The sequence below is a fragment of the Caproiciproducens galactitolivorans genome (genome assembly GCF_004768785.1).
GTDB classification, from domain to species: Bacteria; Bacillota; Clostridia; order Oscillospirales; family Acutalibacteraceae; genus Caproiciproducens; species Caproiciproducens galactitolivorans.
Genome location: NZ_SRMQ01000001.1, coordinates 186409 through 207383, shown reverse-complemented (window position 1 = coordinate 207383; position 20975 = coordinate 186409). Strand labels below are relative to the sequence as shown.

The 20975-nt window shown below is 46.0% G+C and carries 17 protein-coding genes; 4 read left to right on the top strand and 13 right to left on the bottom strand.

Annotated elements, in window-relative coordinates:
• Positions 1–3: 3 nt before the first annotated feature.
• Entirely contained in the window at positions 4–1509 is a 1506-nt protein-coding gene (locus CAGA_RS00940; protein ID WP_135656776.1) for a response regulator transcription factor, read from the top strand.
• 47 nt (positions 1510–1556) lie between these two features.
• Here the strand turns inward: CAGA_RS00940 and CAGA_RS00935 are convergent, their stop codons facing one another.
• Positions 1557–2315 carry a DeoR/GlpR family DNA-binding transcription regulator gene (locus CAGA_RS00935; protein ID WP_135656775.1) on the bottom strand — a complete coding sequence of 253 codons (759 nt, stop codon included), beginning with the start codon at positions 2313–2315 and terminating at the stop codon, positions 1557–1559.
• Between the two features lie 173 nt (positions 2316–2488).
• Between CAGA_RS00935 and CAGA_RS00930 the strand changes: the two genes are divergently transcribed.
• Genes CAGA_RS00930 through CAGA_RS00920 form a run of 3 tightly spaced genes read left to right on the top strand, consistent with a single transcriptional unit; the run spans position 2489 to position 6499 of the window.
• The gene (locus tag CAGA_RS00930) at positions 2489–3172 is read left to right on the top strand and encodes a class II aldolase/adducin family protein (RefSeq protein WP_135656774.1); all 684 of its coding nucleotides are present in this window, start codon (positions 2489–2491) and stop codon (positions 3170–3172) included.
• Positions 3173–3202: 30 nt separating this feature from the next.
• A complete protein-coding gene (locus CAGA_RS00925) occupies positions 3203–4678 on the top strand; it encodes a rhamnulokinase (protein WP_135656772.1) in 1476 nt (491 codons plus the stop codon).
• A 60-nt stretch (positions 4679–4738) separates the two neighbouring features.
• Positions 4739–6499, top strand: coding sequence for an L-fucose isomerase (locus tag CAGA_RS00920; protein WP_135656770.1), 1761 nt, complete (start codon positions 4739–4741; stop codon positions 6497–6499).
• Positions 6500–6580: 81 nt separating this feature from the next.
• On the opposite strand, the gene rsiV is transcribed toward CAGA_RS00920, so the two are convergent.
• From rsiV to CAGA_RS00860, 12 genes are all read right to left on the bottom strand, one after another.
• Positions 6581–7480, bottom strand: coding sequence for an anti-sigma-V factor RsiV (gene rsiV, locus CAGA_RS00915; protein WP_135656768.1), 900 nt, complete (start codon positions 7478–7480; stop codon positions 6581–6583).
• Positions 7481–7482: 2 nt separating this feature from the next.
• The gene (locus tag CAGA_RS00910; RefSeq protein WP_135656766.1) at positions 7483–7980 is read right to left on the bottom strand and encodes an RNA polymerase sigma factor; all 498 of its coding nucleotides are present in this window, start codon (positions 7978–7980) and stop codon (positions 7483–7485) included.
• Between the two features lie 204 nt (positions 7981–8184).
• Positions 8185–9177, bottom strand: a complete 993-nt coding sequence (locus CAGA_RS00905; RefSeq protein WP_135656764.1) for a LacI family DNA-binding transcriptional regulator — start codon at positions 9175–9177, stop codon at positions 8185–8187.
• A gap of 3 nt (positions 9178–9180) precedes the next feature.
• Positions 9181–10095, bottom strand: a complete 915-nt coding sequence (locus tag CAGA_RS00900) for a DMT family transporter (protein ID WP_207669525.1) — start codon at positions 10093–10095, stop codon at positions 9181–9183.
• Positions 10086–11750 carry an amylo-alpha-1,6-glucosidase gene (locus tag CAGA_RS00895; protein ID WP_135656762.1) on the bottom strand — a complete coding sequence of 555 codons (1665 nt, stop codon included), beginning with the start codon at positions 11748–11750 and terminating at the stop codon, positions 10086–10088. Before CAGA_RS00895 ends, CAGA_RS00900 begins: the two co-directional genes overlap by 10 nt.
• A gap of 20 nt (positions 11751–11770) precedes the next feature.
• Positions 11771–14824, bottom strand: a complete 3054-nt coding sequence (locus CAGA_RS00890) for a glycoside hydrolase family 2 TIM barrel-domain containing protein (protein ID WP_167875119.1) — start codon at positions 14822–14824, stop codon at positions 11771–11773.
• A 43-nt stretch (positions 14825–14867) separates the two neighbouring features.
• Positions 14868–15692 carry a carbohydrate ABC transporter permease gene (locus CAGA_RS00885; protein WP_135656758.1) on the bottom strand — a complete coding sequence of 275 codons (825 nt, stop codon included), beginning with the start codon at positions 15690–15692 and terminating at the stop codon, positions 14868–14870.
• Positions 15689–16606: a carbohydrate ABC transporter permease gene (locus tag CAGA_RS00880; protein ID WP_135656756.1), complete on the bottom strand. Its 918-nt coding sequence runs from the start codon at positions 16604–16606 to the stop codon at positions 15689–15691. Before CAGA_RS00880 ends, CAGA_RS00885 begins: the two co-directional genes overlap by 4 nt.
• 106 nt (positions 16607–16712) lie before the next feature.
• Positions 16713–17978 carry an ABC transporter substrate-binding protein gene (locus tag CAGA_RS00875; RefSeq protein ID WP_135656754.1) on the bottom strand — a complete coding sequence of 422 codons (1266 nt, stop codon included), beginning with the start codon at positions 17976–17978 and terminating at the stop codon, positions 16713–16715.
• A 343-nt stretch (positions 17979–18321) separates the two neighbouring features.
• Positions 18322–19533, bottom strand: a complete 1212-nt coding sequence (locus CAGA_RS00870) for a GerAB/ArcD/ProY family transporter (protein ID WP_135656752.1) — start codon at positions 19531–19533, stop codon at positions 18322–18324.
• 5 nt (positions 19534–19538) lie between these two features.
• Positions 19539–19778, bottom strand: a complete 240-nt coding sequence (locus CAGA_RS00865; RefSeq protein ID WP_135656750.1) for a hypothetical protein — start codon at positions 19776–19778, stop codon at positions 19539–19541.
• Positions 19775–20971, bottom strand: coding sequence for a Ger(x)C family spore germination protein (locus CAGA_RS00860; RefSeq protein ID WP_135656748.1), 1197 nt, complete (start codon positions 20969–20971; stop codon positions 19775–19777). Before CAGA_RS00860 ends, CAGA_RS00865 begins: the two co-directional genes overlap by 4 nt.
• Between the last annotated feature and the right edge of the window lie 4 nt (positions 20972–20975).

Genomic DNA, 20975 nt, shown 5'->3' with positions numbered 1-20975 from the left:
ATCATGCTGAATGTTTTAATAGCGGACGACGAATTTTTTATCCGTCAGCGTCTGAAGCGTATTATCGACTGGGACAAGCTGGAACTGCGCTGTGTCGGCGAAGCGGAAAACGGGCAGGAGGTAATCGATTTTGTAACGAGGCACCTTGTGGACATCCTGCTGCTGGATATTAAAATGCCGATAAAATCCGGTATGGAAGTCCTGGAATATATATATGAACACGGTATCAACACCAAAGTAATTTTTCTTTCAGGATACAACGACTTCGAGTATGCCCAAAAGGCGATTAAGTGCCAGGCGGTAAATTATTTATTAAAGCCCATCGACAAAGCAAGCCTGGACAGCGCCCTGATTTCCTGCAGGAATAATATCCTGTCATCGCTGAAAAGCCAGGAAGGCATTCGAAAATACAACCAGTATCTCAGACGCTCTTTTATTTATAAAGTGGCGACCGGAGGAATCGACGTTTGCGAACTGTTTCAGGCATATCCTGATTTTTCATCTTTCCGCTTCTGTTGTTTTCTGGGTATTTACTGCTATGAAGGAATGAAGTCCTGCATTGAACAGTTCAGTAAAAAGATTAGCAGCCAAAACATTGCTTTTGAGTATTTTCAGGAAAGCGAACATATAGCAATCCTTCAGTTTTATTTAGAAGAAGAACGCAATTCCGAGGAAATTTTTGCTCTCTGCAATGATTTTCTAGATGAATTTACAGGGTATCTCTTTCTATCCCTTGGGGAAGCTTTTCCGATTCAGTCTGTTTGGGCAACCCAGTATCAGATGGTATTAGATGACCTTGTGAAACGGTATTTTTACGACGGAAAAAAACTGGTTCGCCAGAAAAACAGCGAGATTTATAAAATTGATAAAAAAGCCTTTTTATCTCTGCGGGAAAATATCGTACTTTATTTGAATGCAAAAGATAAAGATAATCTGGAAAAATTGCTAGATCATTTGTTTGACGATATTCAGAAAACAGGGAATCCTCATCAGCTCAGCCTGATTGTGACGGAAATCCTCATTATTTACAGCGTAAACTCCCATCAAGTATTCCTGCCCGCAAAAAATTTGAATGCGTTTGCCTGGGAACTGATTGATGAAGGCTATTCTTTACAGGCACTCGCGGAAGTTATCGTATCCTACGGCGTGCAATGTATGGAGCATATCGTCACGATACCTTCGGATGCCGTTTTGGTCAAAAAAATAAGGGATTATATCACAAAGAATTGTACGGATCCCGAACTTTCCGTATCGAAAATTTCTGAATTTTTCGGTCTTAACTCTGCTTATGTGGGAAGCGTCTATAAAAAAGTCACCGGCCAGTCCATTGTACAGTCGATAACGGCTCTGCGAATGGGAAAAGCCATGGAACTTTTGACCACAAGGGATTATAAAATCATTCAGGTTGCGGAAATGGTCGGCTATTCCGATGTATTTTATTTCAGTAAAAAATTTAAAAAATTTTATGGATGCTCTCCCCGCGATTACAGCAATAGTGAAGAAATGTAGTAAAAATGCCAGCCATTACGCATGTACGGCATTACTGTTGTGACATTTTATTCAAACAAAATATCGCATGATGCCTCTGCCGCCGCCTTTGCAATTTCCGCCGGCGGCTTTTTCTCCGTCAGGATTGCGTCGATGCCTTGAAAACCGCTTAGCCGAAAAAAGTAAGATTGATTAAATTTGCTGCTGTCGCAAAGCAAAATGGTAGACGCCGCGTTTTTCATCATCTGCTTTTTTACCATAACCTGCTGCTGATTCGCTTCACACACACCCTGCGGGTCTATCCCCCGGCAGGATATAATCGCTAAATCCGCTTTAAATTCGGTAAAAAAATGACTTGCCTGTTCCCCCACAATGGAGGTTGAGCCGTATTTTACATGGCCGCCCGCCATATAAGTATCCGCGCAATCATTCTGAATTAAGCTAAGGGCGGTTGCGATTCCGTTTGTCGCTACAGATATATTGTTATATTTTTTTAAGATGGGACAGATATTCATTACCGTCGTACTGGAATCTAAAAAAAGGGAAAGACCGTCTGCTAAAAAATTCTCCGCCAATGTGCAGATATATGTTTTTTCATCTTTCTTTTCCATATTGCGGAATGTATAGGGATATTCCCAGTTTCCACCCGTGGCAAGCACCGCACCGCCACGCTTTCGGATAACCAGCCCCATGCTTTCTAATCCGATTAAGTCGCGCCGTATGGTCGCCCGGCTGCAATAGAGCTGTTCGCACAGATATTCTAACGAAACATGCTTTTTGGCCTTCAAAATCGCCATGATTTTATCATATCGGTCTTCCGCAAACATATCCAAAACTCCTTTACCACTCACTGAAACATTTTGAATAATTATGAAATAATTATAGCTGAATTCGCTCAATATTTGCAACAATATTTCAAATTGTTTACATTTTGTTTCAGTATATTTATAATTTGAAGTAATACAAGAATTTTTAAAAATATCGATGAGGGGGAGCTTTTATGGAAATTCAGCAAATAAAAGAACAGATTTGCGATATATGCCACAGAATGTGGCAGTTGGGCTGGGTAGCGGCAAACGACGGAAATGTTACGGTAAAACTGGAAGACGGCAATTTTCTTGCCACACCCACCGGCATCAGCAAAAGTTTTATTACGCCGGAAAAGATCGTCAAAATCAACGCCAAAGGGGAAGTTTTAGAGGGAGAGGAGGGATACCGCCCCTCCTCCGAAATCAAAATGCACTTGCGCTGCTATGAAGAGAGGGACGACGTTGGCGCGGTGCTTCATGCGCATCCGCCGACAGCGACCGGATATGCCGTCGCCGGCAAAAGCCTGGACGAGTATTCTATGATTGAAACCGTCATTGCGATCGGTTCCATTCCCCTTACTCCCTACGGCACACCTTCCACCATGGAAGTACCGGAAGCCATTACGCCGTATCTGAAGGAACACGACGTTATGCTGCTTGAAAACCATGGCGCACTCTCTATCGGGACTGACCTGATTACGGCTTACTACCGGATGGAAACGCTGGAGCTGTTTGCAAAAATCAGCCTTACCGCGCACCTGTTGGGGGGCGCGAAAGAAATTTCGCAGGATAATATAAAGAAACTTCTGGATTTAAGAACGTCCTATTACCATGTAACCGGAAAACATCCCGGTTATAAAAAATACAACCGCTAAGGCATAAATAGCGCAGAAGGAGGCGTGTATATGGGAGAAAAAAGAGTACTGGCCTTTGATTTCGGCGCTTCCAGCGGAAGAGCCATGCTGGCGCATTTTGACGGAGAAAAAATCAAGCTGGAAGAAGTCCACCGTTTTGACAATGAGCCCGTTATGGTTCACGGCACACTTTACTGGGACGTTCTGCGGCTTTTTCACGAAATCAAACGGGGAATCGTTCTGGCAAATCATGCGGGCGGATTCGACAGCGTCGGAATCGACACCTGGGGTGTGGATTTCGGCCTGCTTTCCAAAGAAAATACCCTTTTGGAAAATCCGGTACACTACCGCGACCGGCGCACAACGGGGATGCTGGACGCCGTCTGCAAAAAGATCAGCGCAGAGCGTTTGTATCAGCTCACAGGAAACCAATTGATGGAGATCAATACCGTATTTCAGCTCTGTTCCATTGCTCAAAACAGGCCGGAGCTTCTGCAAAGTGCGGAAACGGTACTTCTGATGCCGGATTTGTTCAATTTCCTGCTAACAGGCAAAAAACACACTGAATGTTCCATTGCTTCCACCACGCAGCTCATGGACCCCGTCCATAAACAATGGAATCCGTCGTTGATTGAACAGTTGGGACTCCGAACTTCTTTATTTCCCCCTATCGTGAAATCCGGTACAGTCGTGGGAACTTTCACAGAGGAACTCAGCCGCGAACTGGAAACGGAACCGAAAACCGTAATTTCCGTGGCTTCCCACGACACCGCGAGCGCCGTTGCCGCCATTCCCGCCGAAACAGCGGACTTTATTTTTATTTCCTGCGGCACGTGGTCCCTGTTCGGAACCGAATTGCAGGCTCCCATTATTAATGAAAAATCGCGTCTTTTCAACCTGACAAATGAGTCCGGCTATGGGGGAACAACCACTTTCCTAAAAAATATCACCGGGTTATGGCTGATTCAGGAAACCCGCCGCCAATTTATTTGTTCGGGCAAAACATATTCCTACACCGACATGGAACAAATGGCGAAAGCGAGCCAGCCGTTTGCCTGCCTGATTGACCCGGATGCGCCGACCTTTGTGCCGCCGGGCGATATTCCCGGCAGAATCCGGGATTTCTGCAAAAGGACAGGGCAGTATGTCCCCCGTACCGACGGGGAAATCGTCCGCTGTATTTACGAAAGCATCGCTATGAAATATCAGTATACCTTGGAGAAGATACAGGAATGCACGGGCAAAGAGTATCCCTGCATCTACATGGCGGGCGGCGGTACGAAAGACCGGTTCCTTTGCCAAATGACCGCCAGCGCCGCCAACCGGAAAGTGATCGCAGGCCCTGCGGAGGCAACCGCTTTGGGGAACGCGGCGGTTCAACTGATCGCCCTGGGCCGCATACCCAACCTTTCCCATGCAAGAAGGATTGTCCGGAACTCGTTTGAACCATACACATATCTTCCTGAAAACCACAACTTATGGAAACAGAACTTTAAAAAATTCAGGCAATTGCTTGAATCGGAATAATCAGAAAACTTCGATCGGAAGAAAAGGAAAGCAAATAAAAGATTTAGGAGGAAAAGCAATATGAATTATCCAAAAATTGGAATCCGGCCTGTTATTGACGGTCGCTGGGGCGGAATCCGTGAAGGTCTGGAAGGCCAGACCATGGGCATGGCAAACGCCGCAAAGGCTTTAATTGAAGAAAACATAACCTACGCGGACGGCACCCCAGTGCAATGCGTCGTCTCCCCCTGCACCATCGGCGGGGGCGCGGAAGCCGCCCGGTGCGCCGAGTATTTCTCCGGGCAGAACGTGTGCGCAACCCTGAGCGTAACGCCCTGCTGGTGCTACGGAAGCGAAACGATGGATTTAGACCCGCTCACAATCAAAGCCGTATGGGGTTTCAACGGGACAGAGCGGCCCGGCGCGGTGTATCTGGCCGCGGCCATGGCGGCTCACGCGCAGCGCGGACTTCCGGCCTTCTCCATTTACGGCCGGGATGTACAGGATATGGACGACCGGTCGATCCCCGGCGACGTTGCCGAAAAAATCCTTCGTTTTGCTCGCTGCGCCGTTACCGTCGGGCAGATGCGCAATAAAGCTTATGTCGGGCTGGGTGCGGTAGCCATGGGAATCGCCGGGTCTTACTGCGACGCGGAGTTTTTCCAGAAATACCTTGGTATCCGCGCGGAATGGGTGGATATGACGGAAATCCTGAGAAGAATCCATCTCGGCATTTACGATCATAAAGAATATGAAAAAGCGCTTGCCTGGACAAAAGCAAACTGCAAGGAGGGCGTGGACAACAACGCCCATCCCAGTACCAGAGAGCAGAAGGAAAAAGAGTGGGAATTTGTTGTAAAGATGACGTTAGTCTGCCGCGATATCATGCTCGGCAACGAAAAGCTCAACGAGATCGGAAAACACGAGGAAGCCCTTGGCCGCAATGCCATCCTCGGCGGCTTCCAAGGGCAACGGATGTGGACGGACTGGCTTCCGAACGGCGACTTTACGGAAGCTATCCTCAATTCAAGCTTTGACTGGAACGGTAAACGCCAGCCGATTACGCTGGCAACGGAAAATGACGGGCTGAACGGTACTGCTATGCTATTCGGCAAGCTGCTAACCGGAACCGCCTGCGTGTTTGCGGATGTCAGAACCTATTGGAGTCCTGAAGCGGTAAAACGCGTAACGGACAAAAATCCGACCGGCATGGCTGCAAATGGATTCATGCATTTAATTAATTCCGGAGCAGCCGCGCTCGACGGTACCGGTGCCTGCAAAAACGAGCAGGGCAAGGGCGTTATGAAAAAATGGTGGGATATTACCGATGAGGATATCCGGGCCATGACAGAAGCGACAGACTGGTGCCCGGCAAACCTCGGTTACTTCCGGGGCGGCGGATTCTCTTCGCACTTCAAAACACAAGCGGAAATGCCCATCACCTTAATTCGTGTGAATATTATCGACGGCCTTGGCCCGGTGCTTCAGCTTGCCGAAGGCTATACTGTTGTCCTTCCGGACGAGATTCACAACAAGCTCGACATCCGCACCGACCCGACATGGCCAACAACCTGGTTTGTTCCCAGGTTGACTGGGAAGGGCGCCTTTCGGGATGTTTATTCCGTAATGGCGAACTGGGGAGCCAACCACGGCGCTTTCGCCTATGGGCATATCGGAAAGGATTTAATCACCCTTGCTAGTATGCTGCGAATCCCCGTTTCCCTGCATAATGTTCCCGACGAAGATATTTACCGCCCCCATTCCTGGTCCGCATTCGGAACAAAGGACCTGGAAGACGCGGATTACAGAGCGTGCGCCACTTACGGCCCGCTTTATAAATGATTGCTCCACTCCTAATTAATACAGAAAGCCGCTGTCTCACCAATTGTGCTGACAGCGGCTTTCCTTTCCATCAAGAAAAGCTTAATGGATATATTCGTTTCCTACTAATAGATTGGACAAAACGTCCGTCGGAATTGTAAACTCAGGCGCCCCCATATATCCGGGCGCTACATCAAATTGATTAAACGCGATGACAAGCTTTCCATCTTTATTAATATAAAAACTCTGGTCTTTCTTAATCTGCTTAAACAGTTCACTTGGGTCGATTTCCTTATCGTCCAGCCAGTACACGACATTTTGGTCTTTCTTCATTTGCTCTCTCATCTGCTTTTTAATGTTGTCGCTGATGACCTGAATATATTGGTCGTCTTTAAAAAGGCTTGGAAGGGTTAGTAAAACCTGCTTTTTCTTATCAATGGTATCGTATTGCACTCTCTCGTAGGAATCCGCCTGAACCTCCAGAACCGAACGACCTACCGACAGGATAGTATCGTTATCCGTCTTCACTTCGTAGCTGCTGTACACTCCTTTATGACCGGCACCCGCCTTTTTCATCTCCTGCATTTCCGCCATAAATTTCTCATACAGCTTTTTACTCTCCTGAAGGTATTTTTCGTTGATACTGTTCTCCAGTTTTTTGTCCTTCAGTCCCTGAATCTGGGGCACTTTGATTTCCGCTTCATAATCTTTATCTTTGACCGTATACTCCCGGAACGTCAGCACCTTCACCAGGTTTCCGACCACCGGAACCTCCTCCATAGACTTTGCAAAAGCGGGGCTTGAATTGATTTCCGCTACAAACACGCCGAAAACAATCGCGATCGACGCGGCAATCGCGCCAAGTTTTCGGAAAACCTTCTTATTGGGGATGGAATACACGCCATTTTCCCTTAATGTCTTACGCACTAAAGCATCCAGTCCCTGGGGAATCGGCGTATCCATATATTCTTTTTTCAGTTGATCCAGTTTTTGATCACGCATCGTTAATCCTCCTTCACATCACTCATCGTTATGCGCAGTTTTTGGAGCGCCTTATACAATCTGGTTTTGACGGTATTTATATTTTCGTTCAGCACTTCGGCAACCTCTTCGATTTTCAAATCTTCAAAATACCGCAAAATCACAACGCTCCGGTAGTTGACGGGTAACTCATCCAACGCTTTTTGTAAGTCAAAATTCTGGTACTCATCATATTCCCCTGAATCCTGACCGGTAAGCATCTCTTCATCGGACGGAACCGTTTTGTTTCGTTTCCTCAGAAAGTCCAAAGCAGTATTCACTTCAATTCGGTAGAACCATGTTTTTATGTAATCCGGTTCCTTTAGTGATTTTTTTGAGGAAAAGGCCTTGGTTATAGACTCCTGAACAACATCCTGTGCATCGTATGAATTTTTTACTATACTATAAGCCAACCGGTAATGGCTATCCTGATATTTCATTACATAGTCCGCAATTTGCATTTCAATTGTTTTCTTTCCCATTCGTGCGAACCGCTCCCTCCTGTTGTTTTGATACGTATCAACTTGTTTACTTCTATTAGACGCTGCTGATTGGTAAAAAGTTTTCGAAAATTTAAAAAAATTTAAATATTATCATGAGACATCAAAAAGCCTGCATAGCGGATTTGCTTCGCGCCATGCAGGCTTTTTCTTCATTCAAATTATTTCTGTTCTTCTCCAGCATAATCAATCTGTATTGCCGCCAATATCGCAGCAGCTTTCGCGGACCACCAAGGCAGTCGGGATAACGATTTTTTTGGAGACCGTGCGTTGCATGCTGATTTTTTCGCGAATAAGGGCGACCGCCGTTTCACCCATCAGATCAACATGCGTCTTGATGGTCGTAAGCGGCGGAAGCATAAACTGTGCGGTGGGAATATCGTTGAATCCGACAACGCTGATATCTTCCGGAATCCGCAGGGAATTTTCGTAAATTGCTTTATAGCAACCCACGGCAACCGAATCATTAATCGCAAAAACCGCGGTTACCCCTTGCTTTTTTTGCAACAGTTCGCTCATCATGTGATAGCCGTCCTTCGGCGTGTAGCCTCCCGCCATCACAAGCTCCTCGGAAAAGCAATCGTGGTTCCGCATAAAAAGCTCATATTCCCTTTCACGGAAATCGACAGCTTCCTCCCCGGGCAGGTTCCCGCCCAGAAACGCAATTTTCCGGTGTCCAAGGTCGTAAAGATAATTCATGACTTTGCGGGCACCCTTTTCAAGGTTGATCACAACGGAGTCAAAAGAGTCTTCGTCCGGTGAGCAGTCGGCAAAAACGACCGGCTTATTGGCTTGCCGAATCATCTTCACTTCGTCTTTATGAAATGTTCCGAGCGCGATAATACCGTCAATCCCTTTCAGCTTCTCCAGATTTTGGGAAAGCGAAAGGTGTACAACGCTTTCTTTGCCATCCTGAATCGTTTTTTCAATTGCAACACGGGCCGATAAATAATAAATATCCTCCAATTCCTCTTCCAGAGAGTAGGAATAAATCAACCCGATTTTCTGTTTTCTCTTTTTTTTATGCTGAATGGGAGTATATTCCAGTTCCTGTGCCGCTTCGAAAATGCGTTTTCTGGTATCATCCGTCACATTGATGGTTTCGTCATAATTCAGCACCCTTGAAACGGTTCCAATTGAAACGCCGGCCCGTTCAGCGACATCTTTTATTAAAGCCATAAGTTACTCTCTGCCTCCATCTTGACCCAATACGTTTTCTTTAGGCCTACTTCTATTTAAAAACGGTAGCTTGGTTTCCACAATCAATACTGCCGCAATAATCATGAGACATCCGAGAACCGTCCGGAAGGTCAGCGCTTCTCCTAAAAACAGCACGGAAGCCAGAGACCCGAAAACCGACTCACTAGATAATATTATCGCAGCCCTCGTGGAGGTTGTCAATGTCTGGGATACGTTCTGCAGCAGGAACGCTACGCCGGTGCTGAGCACCCCAAGATAAAGGAGGGCGAACACGCCGTTGACGCCAATGGAACTCTGCCCACCCGGGAAGAGAAGTATCATCGGAACCGAAAAAACGCATGCAAAAGCAAACTGTATAATTGTGAGTAAAACAGCATCACATGTTTTCACAAAAATGCCAACGCAATAAATATGGAAGGCAAAACAAAGCGCGCAAAGCAGCGTCAGCACATCCCCTATGTTAACGGTAAACGCGCCGTTGAGCATCAGTACGCCCGCGCCTGCAGCGGCGAGGAATCCTCCGGCGATCCCATAGACATCGATTTTTTCATGAAAAAAAGCCAAACCGATAAACGGCACCATTACGACATTGATCGCTGTTAAAAAAGCGTTTTTTGACGCAGTAGTGTATTGCAAGCCCATGGTTTGCAAAGTAAACGCTGCACAAAGAAAGAATCCCAACAGCATACCGGAGAGCAAAATCCTTGAATTCAAATTTTTGAAATGCTTGTGGTATACTGCGGAAAGCAAAAGCGCGCCAATGAAAAAACGAATTCCGGTAATTTGGTAAGGCGTAAGGTTCGTTTCCAAGGCTGCTTTCGAGGCGGCAAATCCCCCGCCCCAAATCATCGCGGTTACAAGCAAACCGAGTTCTCCCTTATATTTCTTCAAATCCATTCATTCCAATCCGAAATATCCCTTAAATAAAGCAGACAGACACTCGCCGTCCAAGCAAAGGCCGGATCGCAGTTTCCGCAGCCTGTAAGCGGATCAAAATTTTCAGACATGCCACTCTTTTCAATGGCCGACAAAAATCGCTGCTCATACGTTTTCGCTAAATCAAGCCTTCCAAGCTGCTTAAGCGCATCGGTAACAAGATACATAACCGGCGCCCAAACCGGTCCCAGCCAGTACCCGTCCTGCCGGTAATAGGGACTGGATACTTCCTCCGTCGCAAGGCCGTATGGCGTCAAGAAGCGATTTTCGAGCGAATCCAGCAGCTTCTCTATCGCTGCGCCGGGCAGCCTGTTTCCGAGGATAACGGGGAGACACAAAAGCAGACTGCTTCGGCACTCTAAAGGTTCCCCCTGCACTCTTGCAAAAAAGCCATCGCTGTCGCTGAGCCTTTCCAAAAGCATTCCGGTCCACTGCTGTGCCCGTTCATGCCACTCGCCGGCGGCTTTTCTGTCCCCGAGCTTTTCCGCCATCGAAGCGAGCGAATCCGCCTGCCGGATTAAATGGGCGGTAAGGTCCGGCGCCTCCAAAGGAACTCCCTTTCCAAAAACCGAGGCATTATCCCATCCGGAATCATTGCCGTGAGTATAAAAGAACAGGCCGTCCACCTTTCGATAATCCATCCAAAACCGGGTGTTGCGTTCAACGGTGCGATAGAGCTGTTCGACCACCTCTCTTCTTTTAAAGAAAGGATGGATGGATTGCAGCTTTTCGCATGTCCAACCGAAAACAGGCGGCTTCACACAGCTATAAGAGGAAAACCGATCGTTGACGAAATCCGGGTAAGCGCCGGACGCATCCTGATGATCCGCAAACAACAGCAACTGGTCCAGCGCCAGTTCAGGGTAGCTGCCCGCCACCGCCAACGCGCAGAAGCAGTTGTCCCAGCTCCACGCGTTCGCCATAACATTCTTGGAGGAATACATGGCGGGGCGGGTCAGATTGCTTTCCGCGCCCACCACACAGGACCATGCGATATAGGCTGCAAGCTCTGCCATTTCTCCACCGCCCAGTACATTCATACTGCTGAGCCAGCAGGCATACGACCGATCGGTTTCCTGCCTGGCCTGCCGATAATCCGTGTGCGGACTGTGTCCGCACACTACCCTGTATCCGGTAATCGCAAGCTCAAAGTAGTTTCCCGAAGGGGTGATTTCAAAAACAGGCGATATGCCGTCCTCCTGCTTCTTTACAAGGATCGTGCCGCCCACACAGTCGAACCGATATTTATAATCCTTCTTATAAGAAATAAACTCCCATCCTCCATCGGGAAGCGGAAGAACGGTGTCGTAGCGCGTCGGCTCTTTCGTAAGCAGGCGCAAGCCTGTGTTTGTTCCGTAGATGTTCACGGTATCCGGTGTTCCGAAGCAGACTTCGACTTTTCCTTCTCCCGCGCTGAGCGTGAGGAAGGTTGGCTCCGCCCGCACCGCTGTTTTTGCCTTTTCGTTTTCTCCCGGGATTTCCAGCGTAAAAAGCTTATCCGGGCATTCATCCCCGCCATGCAGATCGCGAAGGATAACCTCCCCGCTCTCTGCATCCTGGGATATAGCAAAATAAGAACCGAACCGGCTCATTGGCACTTTCGTTAAATCAATCATTCTTTCTCACCTATTGCTTCTCACAGAGACATGAGTTCGTAAAGATCATCGCCGAAGCGGTAAGGCACAATTTCAAATGTCAGTTCAAACGGTTCCGGCTTCAGCAGGTAAGGCGGCAACTGCGCCTGACCGCAGCTTTCGCTGCCAAGACCGTTCTGCCGGTAATCAATATTGAGAATCGTTTGATCTGCCGTCTGGATTTCATTGCAGTGGCGCGCTTTCTCTAGTGCTTCCTTCGTATAGTTATGTACCGTAAAGTCGAAGGTATCCTTTGCCTTAAACAGTACCGCATTGTCCGGTGATTCAAGGGTCACCCAGTATACGTCGCTCCGGTTCCCGTTTTCCTGCGGACGGGTATACGGCGTATGCATGGAAGCCACCGTATTCCGGTAAAGGCCGAACAGAGCAGAGGTTTTGCTGTCCGGATAAGATTCCCCTGGACCGCGCCCAAGCCATGTTACCAAATCATAGGAGCGCGGCAGCTGCATTTCCACGCCGATGCGCGGAATACTCTGCGGGGCGTCAAACTGAAGCCCTTTTGGTTCCCCATACACATGCAGCAAAATGCTGTTCTGATAGATGGTATATTCATATACGGCGGAAAATCCCCAAGCCTGACTCGGTGCCCCGACTCTTACATGAAAGGCTACCGAAACACAGTCGTCCTTATCTACAACCGTATAACTGCGGACACTTTCCTGCATCTGGTCAAGGAAATATTTGTTTTTCCAATTATCCTTTACATACATGTCGTTGTCAATCGGGGCACGCCAAAAGCACAGTTTCGGCCCGCGTGTCAACACTGGGCGGCCGTTTGCGGAATATTCCAGAAGGGTTCCCTTTAACACATCAAAGGTTATCTGATAGCCTGCTCCGGTAAAGCTTAGCTTACTGCCCTCCCGGATCCTTTTCGGTGCTCGAAAAGCGGGGCGCTGCGCGCAAGCCGGAAGGAATACCGGAAGTTCAAATTGCGCGTTTGCCGTTTCATGCCCGCAGGGGGCATAAGGAAAGTCCCTGCTCAGCACATAAGAGAAATTCAACCAGTAATGCCTTCCCGGTTTCGGATGAACAGCATGGAAGGGTACGGTAATCCGGCGGGTTTCCCCGGCATGAATGCCCTCAAGCGGAAGCTTGCCTTTTTCAAGGGTCTGCCCGTCGCAAGCAACGCTCCAGCGCAGCTCAAGATGGGATAAATCCATAAAATCATACAGGTTGGTAATGTCAAACAGGCCTTTTGAAAGATCGGCCGCTTCGGTTTTCACCGGTTCAATGACCTTGCGGTATTCCTTCATTCCCGGGGACTCCGTACGGTCGGAAAACAACAGGCCGTCAAGACAGAAATTCCCGTTGTTTGGCTTGTCGCCAAAATCGCCGCCGTAGGCGAAATATTCGCTGCCATTCTCCGCCTTCTGCCGGATGCCGTGCTCGCAGAATTCCCAGATAAAGCCGCCCTGCAATTTTCTGTATTTGCGGAAGGCCTGCTGATATTCTGCAAGACCTCCCGGCCCATTGCCCATGGCGTGGCCGTATTCACACAGAATATGCGGCTTTTCCAGCAGCTCATCCTTTCCAATTTCATGCAGCTTATCCAGCTTTGTATACATTGTGCTGTAAACGTCAGAAATCAATGTATCAGCGTCCCCTTCGTAATGAATCGGACGCGTGTCGTCAATGCGACGGATCGCCTCTTTCATCGCGATAAAATTGCTTCCGAAGCTCGACTCGTTCCCCAGCGACCACATTAGGACACAGGGATTGTTTTTGTCGCGTTCCACCATGCGAACCGCACGGTCCACGTAAGCCTTTTCCCATTCCTTGCTGTTGCTGAGCCAGTTGTATTTTCCCGTCAGCTCAAAGCCATGGCACTCCAGATCAGCTTCCTCGATCACATACAATCCGTATTTGCTACAAAGGTGGTAAAAATACGGATCATTTGGATAGTGGGAAGAACGTACAGCATTGATATTATTGCGTTTCATAATCAGCACGTCCTCCAGAAGCTGCTCGCGGGTCAAAGCCTTTCCGGTGTCACAGCAGAAATCATGCCGGTTGACTCCGTTAAAGAGGATGGCACGTCCGTTCAAAAGAAGATTGCCGTCTTTTATTTCGACTTTGCGGAACCCGACGTCGGTGCGAACGACTTCCATTAACTCCGAACCGCTTCTTACTTCGATTTGAAGTTGATACAAATGCGGGGTTTCCGCGCTCCATAAAAGCGGATGTTCCACCGGAGAATTCAAGAGGATATGGATTCCCCTTTCTTTGGGAACTCCATTTCCGTTCAGGACGGCGACTGTCTGCCCATATTCATCCATTAACCTGCAATGCAATTCAACAGGAAGATGGCTTTCCTGATAATCGGAGCAAAGTACGTCGATTTGCAGCATGGCCTCGTCGAACCCATTCTCAAACTCTGTGCGCACGAAAAGGTCATCCACGCAAATATATGGCTCATTGATAAGCTCCACATCCTTAAATATCCCGCTAAGCCACCACATATCCTGATCTTCCAGATAGCTTCCGTCCGACCACTGGATAACACGTACGGTAATCTCATTCTCCCCGGGATGTACAAGAGACGTGATCTCGAACTCGGAAGTCAAATAACTTCCTTTGCTGTAACCGACAAAACTTCCGTTGACCCAGACGTGAAAACAGCTATCCACTCCACCAAAGCGCAGAACGGTTCTCCGTTTGCACCAATTCTCTTCAAGAGAAAATTTCCGCTTATAGATCCCCGTTGGATTTTCGGACGGCACAAACGGCGGATCAATCGGGAAAGGATAATACAAATCTGTATAATGCGGAGCGCCATACCCGTGCAACTGCCAACACGACGGCACCGGGATCGTGTCCATTTTGGAAGTATCATAATCCGCCCGGAAAAAATTTGCCGGAGAATGCTCCGGGGATTCCAAATACAGGAATTTCCATTCCCCATTGAGGGAAAGAACGGATTCCTTGTTGGAAGCCGCGGCGGTTTCATCGCTATAAACAGCGTAATAAGCTCTCGGTTCCCTGCGGTTAATCCCGATAAGTCCTACATTTTCCCAATCCTTCTTTTGTTCCTGCATACATTCATAAACCTCCATATAAATTCCAAACTGCCCTCTTCGTTTATTCCTTAATCGCACCGCTCATTCCTTCTATAATATATTTCTGGGCAAATCCGAACGCAATGAGAGGAGGTATTACCATAACAACTGTAATCGCCATTGTTGGGACAATCTGCTGCGTATGTACACCCTTAAATGCTGCCAGCCCAAGGGCAAGCGTGTACTTGCTGCGATCATTTAAGAAAACCAAGGGTCCAAGATAGTCATTCCAGACCGTAATAATATTCAGCACGCCGATTAAATTCAGAACCGGTCTCATAATGGGTAAGAAAATGCGGGTAAACACCTGAAATTCATTGGCGCCGTCAATTTTTGCCGCTTCCTCAAAATCCCGCGGAATACTGGTAAGGGACTGGTGAAGAAGGAAAATATAGTACGCGGAGCCAAAAAACGCGGGTACAATTAGTGGTTTCAGCGTATTGATCCAGCCGAAAATCTTAAACTCCATATAAAGGGGAATCGCTGTAACGTCCCATGGAAGCATCATTGTGCAAAGCAAAAGGGTAAAAAGCACTTTTTTGCCTTTGAAATTGAATCTGGCAAAGCCATATGCCACCATAGAACAGGACACAATCTGCCCGATTGTAGTCAAAACGGCAACAATCAGCGAATTGGCCAAATATGTGCCGAACGGCTGCGAATTCCAAGCTGCCTTAAAATTATCAAAATGCCAAACAGACGGGAAAAATTTCGGCGGAAAAGTATAGGCTTCCGCTTCCGACTTCAATGCGGTAAGAATCATCCAGACAAAAGGCAGCAAAAAGTAGAGAGAAAACGCCGTAAGCAGAATGTAAAATATGGTTTTTTCCAATTTACTTAATTTCACGATGTTTTACTCCTTTTCTTGTTTTTCCCCGCCGCGTTGTAAACCCAGACATCCGAAGATTTGAAAACAAGCGCTGTCAGCAAAAGGATGATCAGGAACATAAACCACGCGTTCGCGCAAGCGTAGCCGAGCCTGTTTTTAACGAACGCATTGTTGAAGACGTACAGCCCGTAAAAATAGGTGGATTTCATCGGCCCTCCGTTTGTGAGCAACAGCACCAGCGTAATTTCCTGCAAAGATGTGATAATAGACGTAACCAGGTTGAATAGGAGAGTCGGCGTAATTAGGGGCAGCGTAATGGAAAAGAAAGAGCGGACATTGGACGCGCCGTCAATATAGGCCGCTTCATAAAGGTCCTTTGAAATTGCTTTTATCGCCGTGTAGAAAATCAGCATCATGGTACCGACACCCCATGCACCTGCAATAACAATCGCAACGATTGCCCAAGAAGGGTTATTCAGCCAGTCCGGCCCGCTGATTCCGATAAAAGAAAGAATATAGTTAAACACACCATATTGTCCGTTAAGTATCCATCCCCAGATGATGGACACGGCAACGCCTGACACAACCGTAGGCAGATAGAAAATAACTCTGTACGCATAGACCCCGCGTACCGGTATGGAGATCATCACCGCCAGAATCAGCGCTATAATCAAATTGAACGGCACAAAAATCAGGGCAAATTTCAGCGTAATAAATAGTGATTTGTAAAACTGCGCGTCTTTCGTAAACATTGTTATATAGTTCTGAAATCCCACAAAAACCTTTTGACCAATCACAGGCCAGTTAAAGAAGCTCATGATCAGGGAAAAGAGAAGCGGCATCGCGGTAAAAATCAGAAACCCTATGATCCATGGCGAAATAAATATCCATGGGGTAAAATTGATCTTTTTCTTTTTGGTTAATTCTTTCATCTTTTTCTCCCGTTAAACTGCTTTCAATAGTTGCCGCCGGGCATGGCGCCTGTCAAAGATTCCATGCCCGACGATTGATTCCTTGAACCCGGAAAATAAGGGAGTTTTAGAAATTATTTGCAACATCGTTTAATGCATCTTTCGGGTTCTTATAGACGCTTGGATTAAACATCTGCTCAAATGCCTGTGTAAGGCTGTCAGAAAGATCGCTCCAATTCGAATACTTCAATAAAGTCGGCGTATAGTTTTTGCTCTCCTCCAACATGGTATAGAATTTGGAATAAATCGGATCGCTGGAAAAATTCTGCGATTCTGCTACGGATTTAAGTACAGGAAGCTCATAGCCGATGCGGGCCTTGTTTAGTTCCTCGCTCGTCCAGTATTTTGCAAATTCCCAAGCGGCTTCCTTGTTCTTGCAAGTCTTCGAAATTGCAACACCGGACGACCCAACCGCACTGACGGATTTCTGATTTGAGGAATAGCGGGGTAAAAGGGCTACTCCGAAGTTAACTTTTGCATTTTTCAAGGTATTAACCGACCAGGCACCCGTGATGTACATAGCTGTTTTGCCGGACTTAAATTCTGCTTCACCATAGTTACTGGAAGTAACCGAAATAGCCGAACCGTCCTTCAGCATATCCTGCATAACAGTAAACGCCTGTGCCGCCTTATCGCTGTTGAGATAGCCCTGAACGGTACCGTTTACACCGGTATAAGATGTTCCGTTTGACCACAGGAACATTTCATAATCGTACGGATCCGGTTTTGCAGGAACGGCGTAGCCATAGACCTTCTTTCCTTGATCGGTCAATTTTTTCGCCGCAGCATGTAAATCATCCCATGTCCAGTTGTCTGTCGGATACGCAACCTTTGCTTTATCGAACAGATCTTTATTGTAATACAGGACAAACGAGGTATATCCTACCGGAAGGCCCAGAATTTGCCCTTCCATAGAGTTGTAGTTCCAAAGAGTTTCGTAAAAATTGGATTTGTAGCTGTCGCCTTCTTTCTGAATATAGCTGTCCAAAGGTTCCAGCGCCTCTTTGTATTTCGGATAATTCCACATGTACATAACATCGGGCGCATCTCCGGCGCCTATGGCTGCAGAAATCTTCGTGTCGTACTGATCGCCGTAACCTTCAAAATTCACCTGAATGTTCGGGTGGGTTTTATTGAACTCATCGACCAGTTTTTGCTGCTGCTCAAAAGACTCAGCAGAGTCCCAAGATGAAAAACGGATGGTCACCTTTCCCGAAGAGCTTCCACCGTTTGTATTTGCGCCCCCGCTCTCGGTATTGGGTGAACTGCCGCACCCTGCCATGAGCGTCAATAGTATACTGAGGGACAGAATAATTGAAACGACCTTTTTCATAATACAACCTCCTGCGTGTAATTTTTGATTGATTGAATTGTATCATGGTTTAATAAAAATTTCAATATTTTTCTTAATTTTTACGCGTTTTTTACTTATATTTTTACGGTAAAATCTTTTACAGAATGAATTTTCCCATTTTCTGCGCTGATTTTTTTAGTTGTAAAATAAAACTATTTTACTTATATTTTACTACAAAGTCTTTCGCAGCCAATGGAGCCGACCGCAATACCAATATAGAAATATGTATAATCCGCTGTAAAACTTCATTGTTGACGAATCTCAAAAAACAGATGGGGCAGTAAAAAACCCGCCCCATTTCCGCAAATTGATACATCTTCAGCTACATTAATAAAAATTTTATCAAAAAGAAGGAGAGAATGATAATAAACGCTGCAAGCCCCAGATAGAATAAGCTTTGAACGCTATCATAGTGTTCTTTTTCATTTATTTTCATCGTCTGGATATGTCTAACCCCATCTTTTATTTTTTTCATGATAATTATAGTAATTGGAAGGACAGCCGCGATGAAGCCGATTAGAAGCTCCCACATTGTAGAATCCCACATATTTTGATATTGCGCATCCGGATAGACTACACCCGAAAAGACCAAGAGTACAATGCTGATGGGGATAATCATTTTTTTGTAATCCTTCAGCTCTAATATTTGTGTAAATCCCACCAGCCCTGCGTAAAAATAGACGGAAACTTTTATAAACTCGGAACACATCCAGGAAAAGGTCACAATCCCTTCCACTCTGGTAATGACAGAAACATCAATTTCTTTTGAAATCAGGTAAGTAGGGTAGTTTGTCTGCGCCGTTATTGTGGCACCTAAAATCAAAATAGACATAATCGTGCATAAAAAGTTCAGAAACGACGCCCAGTAATAACCGTAAAAAAACGACTTCCGGGTTTTCTGGATATCTTCAACATTTATGGGACAAAACATCATAAAAACAATAAGCGGCCATGCTACATAACTGTTCAGATACAGGCAGCCTTTAAGAATCGGAATTATCCCATTTTCAGCAACAGGGAATAGGTTTTCCTTTTTGACATTGGGAAGATCCAGTATAATAACAAGAAGGACAAGAAAAGTAATTATATAAAAAAAAATTTCAGAAGTACGGGCAATACATTCCAGGCCATACATTAATCCTATTGCCATGGCAATGATTAAAAACGTATTAAAGGCGTATAAAGGCGTTTCCGTCATATATTCTGTTTTCATAAAATTCCCTATATAAAAAACAACCTGAGATACACTTAAAAAACATACAAAAACAATGTATGCGGACAGAATCGTTCCCAGCCATTTACCGAAAACATCCTGTAAGATTCCCACCAGCGTTTTTCCGGGAAATAATTTTGCCAAATAAAAATAAATCAACAGAAAAGGAAAGCCCATCAATGGTGTAATCAGTGCAACGATCCAGGCGTCCTGAGCGGCATACTCCGCGACGCCCGAAATTATAGAAAGGATGGTTGTCCCAATGGTATAATCCGCAACCAATGAAAAAACCTGGTGGTTATTTATTTTTACTTTGTCCAATTATATCACTCCAAAACGCCTTTTAGCATGGCAACAAACGGTGAATTAACCGCAACAACAACATCTGCAGGATTGGGAAGATCTGCCCCATTCGCTTTTAAGATCGTAAGCATGACACCAAGGAATAGTATAATTACATAAACAGCCATTTCCTTGTATGATTTTTGTCGTTTCATCTCCGGTATATCACGAATCGATAGAAAAATCGCCAGAAGGATTACAAATACCATACAGGCAACTTTCATTTTTTGCTTCCTCCTTTAAAAAAGGTATTTCCTAACGTACCTGTTCTTTGGATTTCATAGTCAATCTTCAAGTCTACCGGAACTTGCTTATACTCTTCGCTCCAATTCTCTTTAACAGTTTTCCAGTAGCTGGGGTATTTCCGATGGATTAGTTCCCCAAAGCCAAAAATGTCGCTGCCGTACTCTTTTGTGTGTGCAAGCGATTTCAGGCATTGCTTTTTTAATTTTTTCTCACATAGCATTTCGATTTTTCGCAGATTTTCTACCTTTGAAATATCTAATGTTCCCGTTACATTTTCAATGTTGCTTCGAAATTTTAAAGATACATGGATGACCGGCTTTCCATTTACCAATTCCACATTCCGATCCGCTTCCATATTGGTTATCTCTGTTGTTATTTTTCCAATTTCTGGGGCTTCAACATAGCCTACGGTATCCCAAACATTTCCCATCAAATAATTGTATCCCTTGCACTCATCCTCATCTAGCCACCCCGCAAATTTATCCCCTTTAAAAAACGCCAGATTTCTTACTCGAATCGGGTCATCCTCCATTTTCTCCAATTCACCTAGGGTATCTCTACCCGGACGACGGGAGGTAATTTCCACCCCTGTAACCACCGCCTCCTTTCCATCCGATATAATGGAATTAATTAATTCAATTATTTTTACGGACTTACTTCCCGCCCAGATTTGATCCGATGACTTTATGGAGGAAAACAGGTTGTTCGAGGGGTTTGCATCCAGTTTGGACTGAGTTCTCAGGATTTGATTCGCTGTGGAATCGTAAGCAACGGTAAAATAAATATCCGTTCGAAACTGATGCTCGCGTGAAAAAAAATCCAAAGCCGGACCAATCCCCTCCTTGGCAAACTCTTCCCCGAATATAACGGTCTGAAGATGGGTAACATTAATCTTTCTGGGACTTTGGGTAATCATTCTTCGCACCATTTCCATAATATCTTTCCCCTCTTGCGTATAAATGATAACGTACGTTTCATTTACTGTCTTTTGGGAAGCGATCGCCCTTGGATTAAACACCTGTACGGTCATAAGAATACCCTTATCGGTTTTATCAAGTCCCAAGGAGGTGGCAAAAGCCAACGTATTCAATTCCCGGCTGTTCCAACACCCGGTCAAGCCCAAACACAATGCAACCGAAAGAAGAATAGCAAATATTTTTTTTAATTTCATAAAT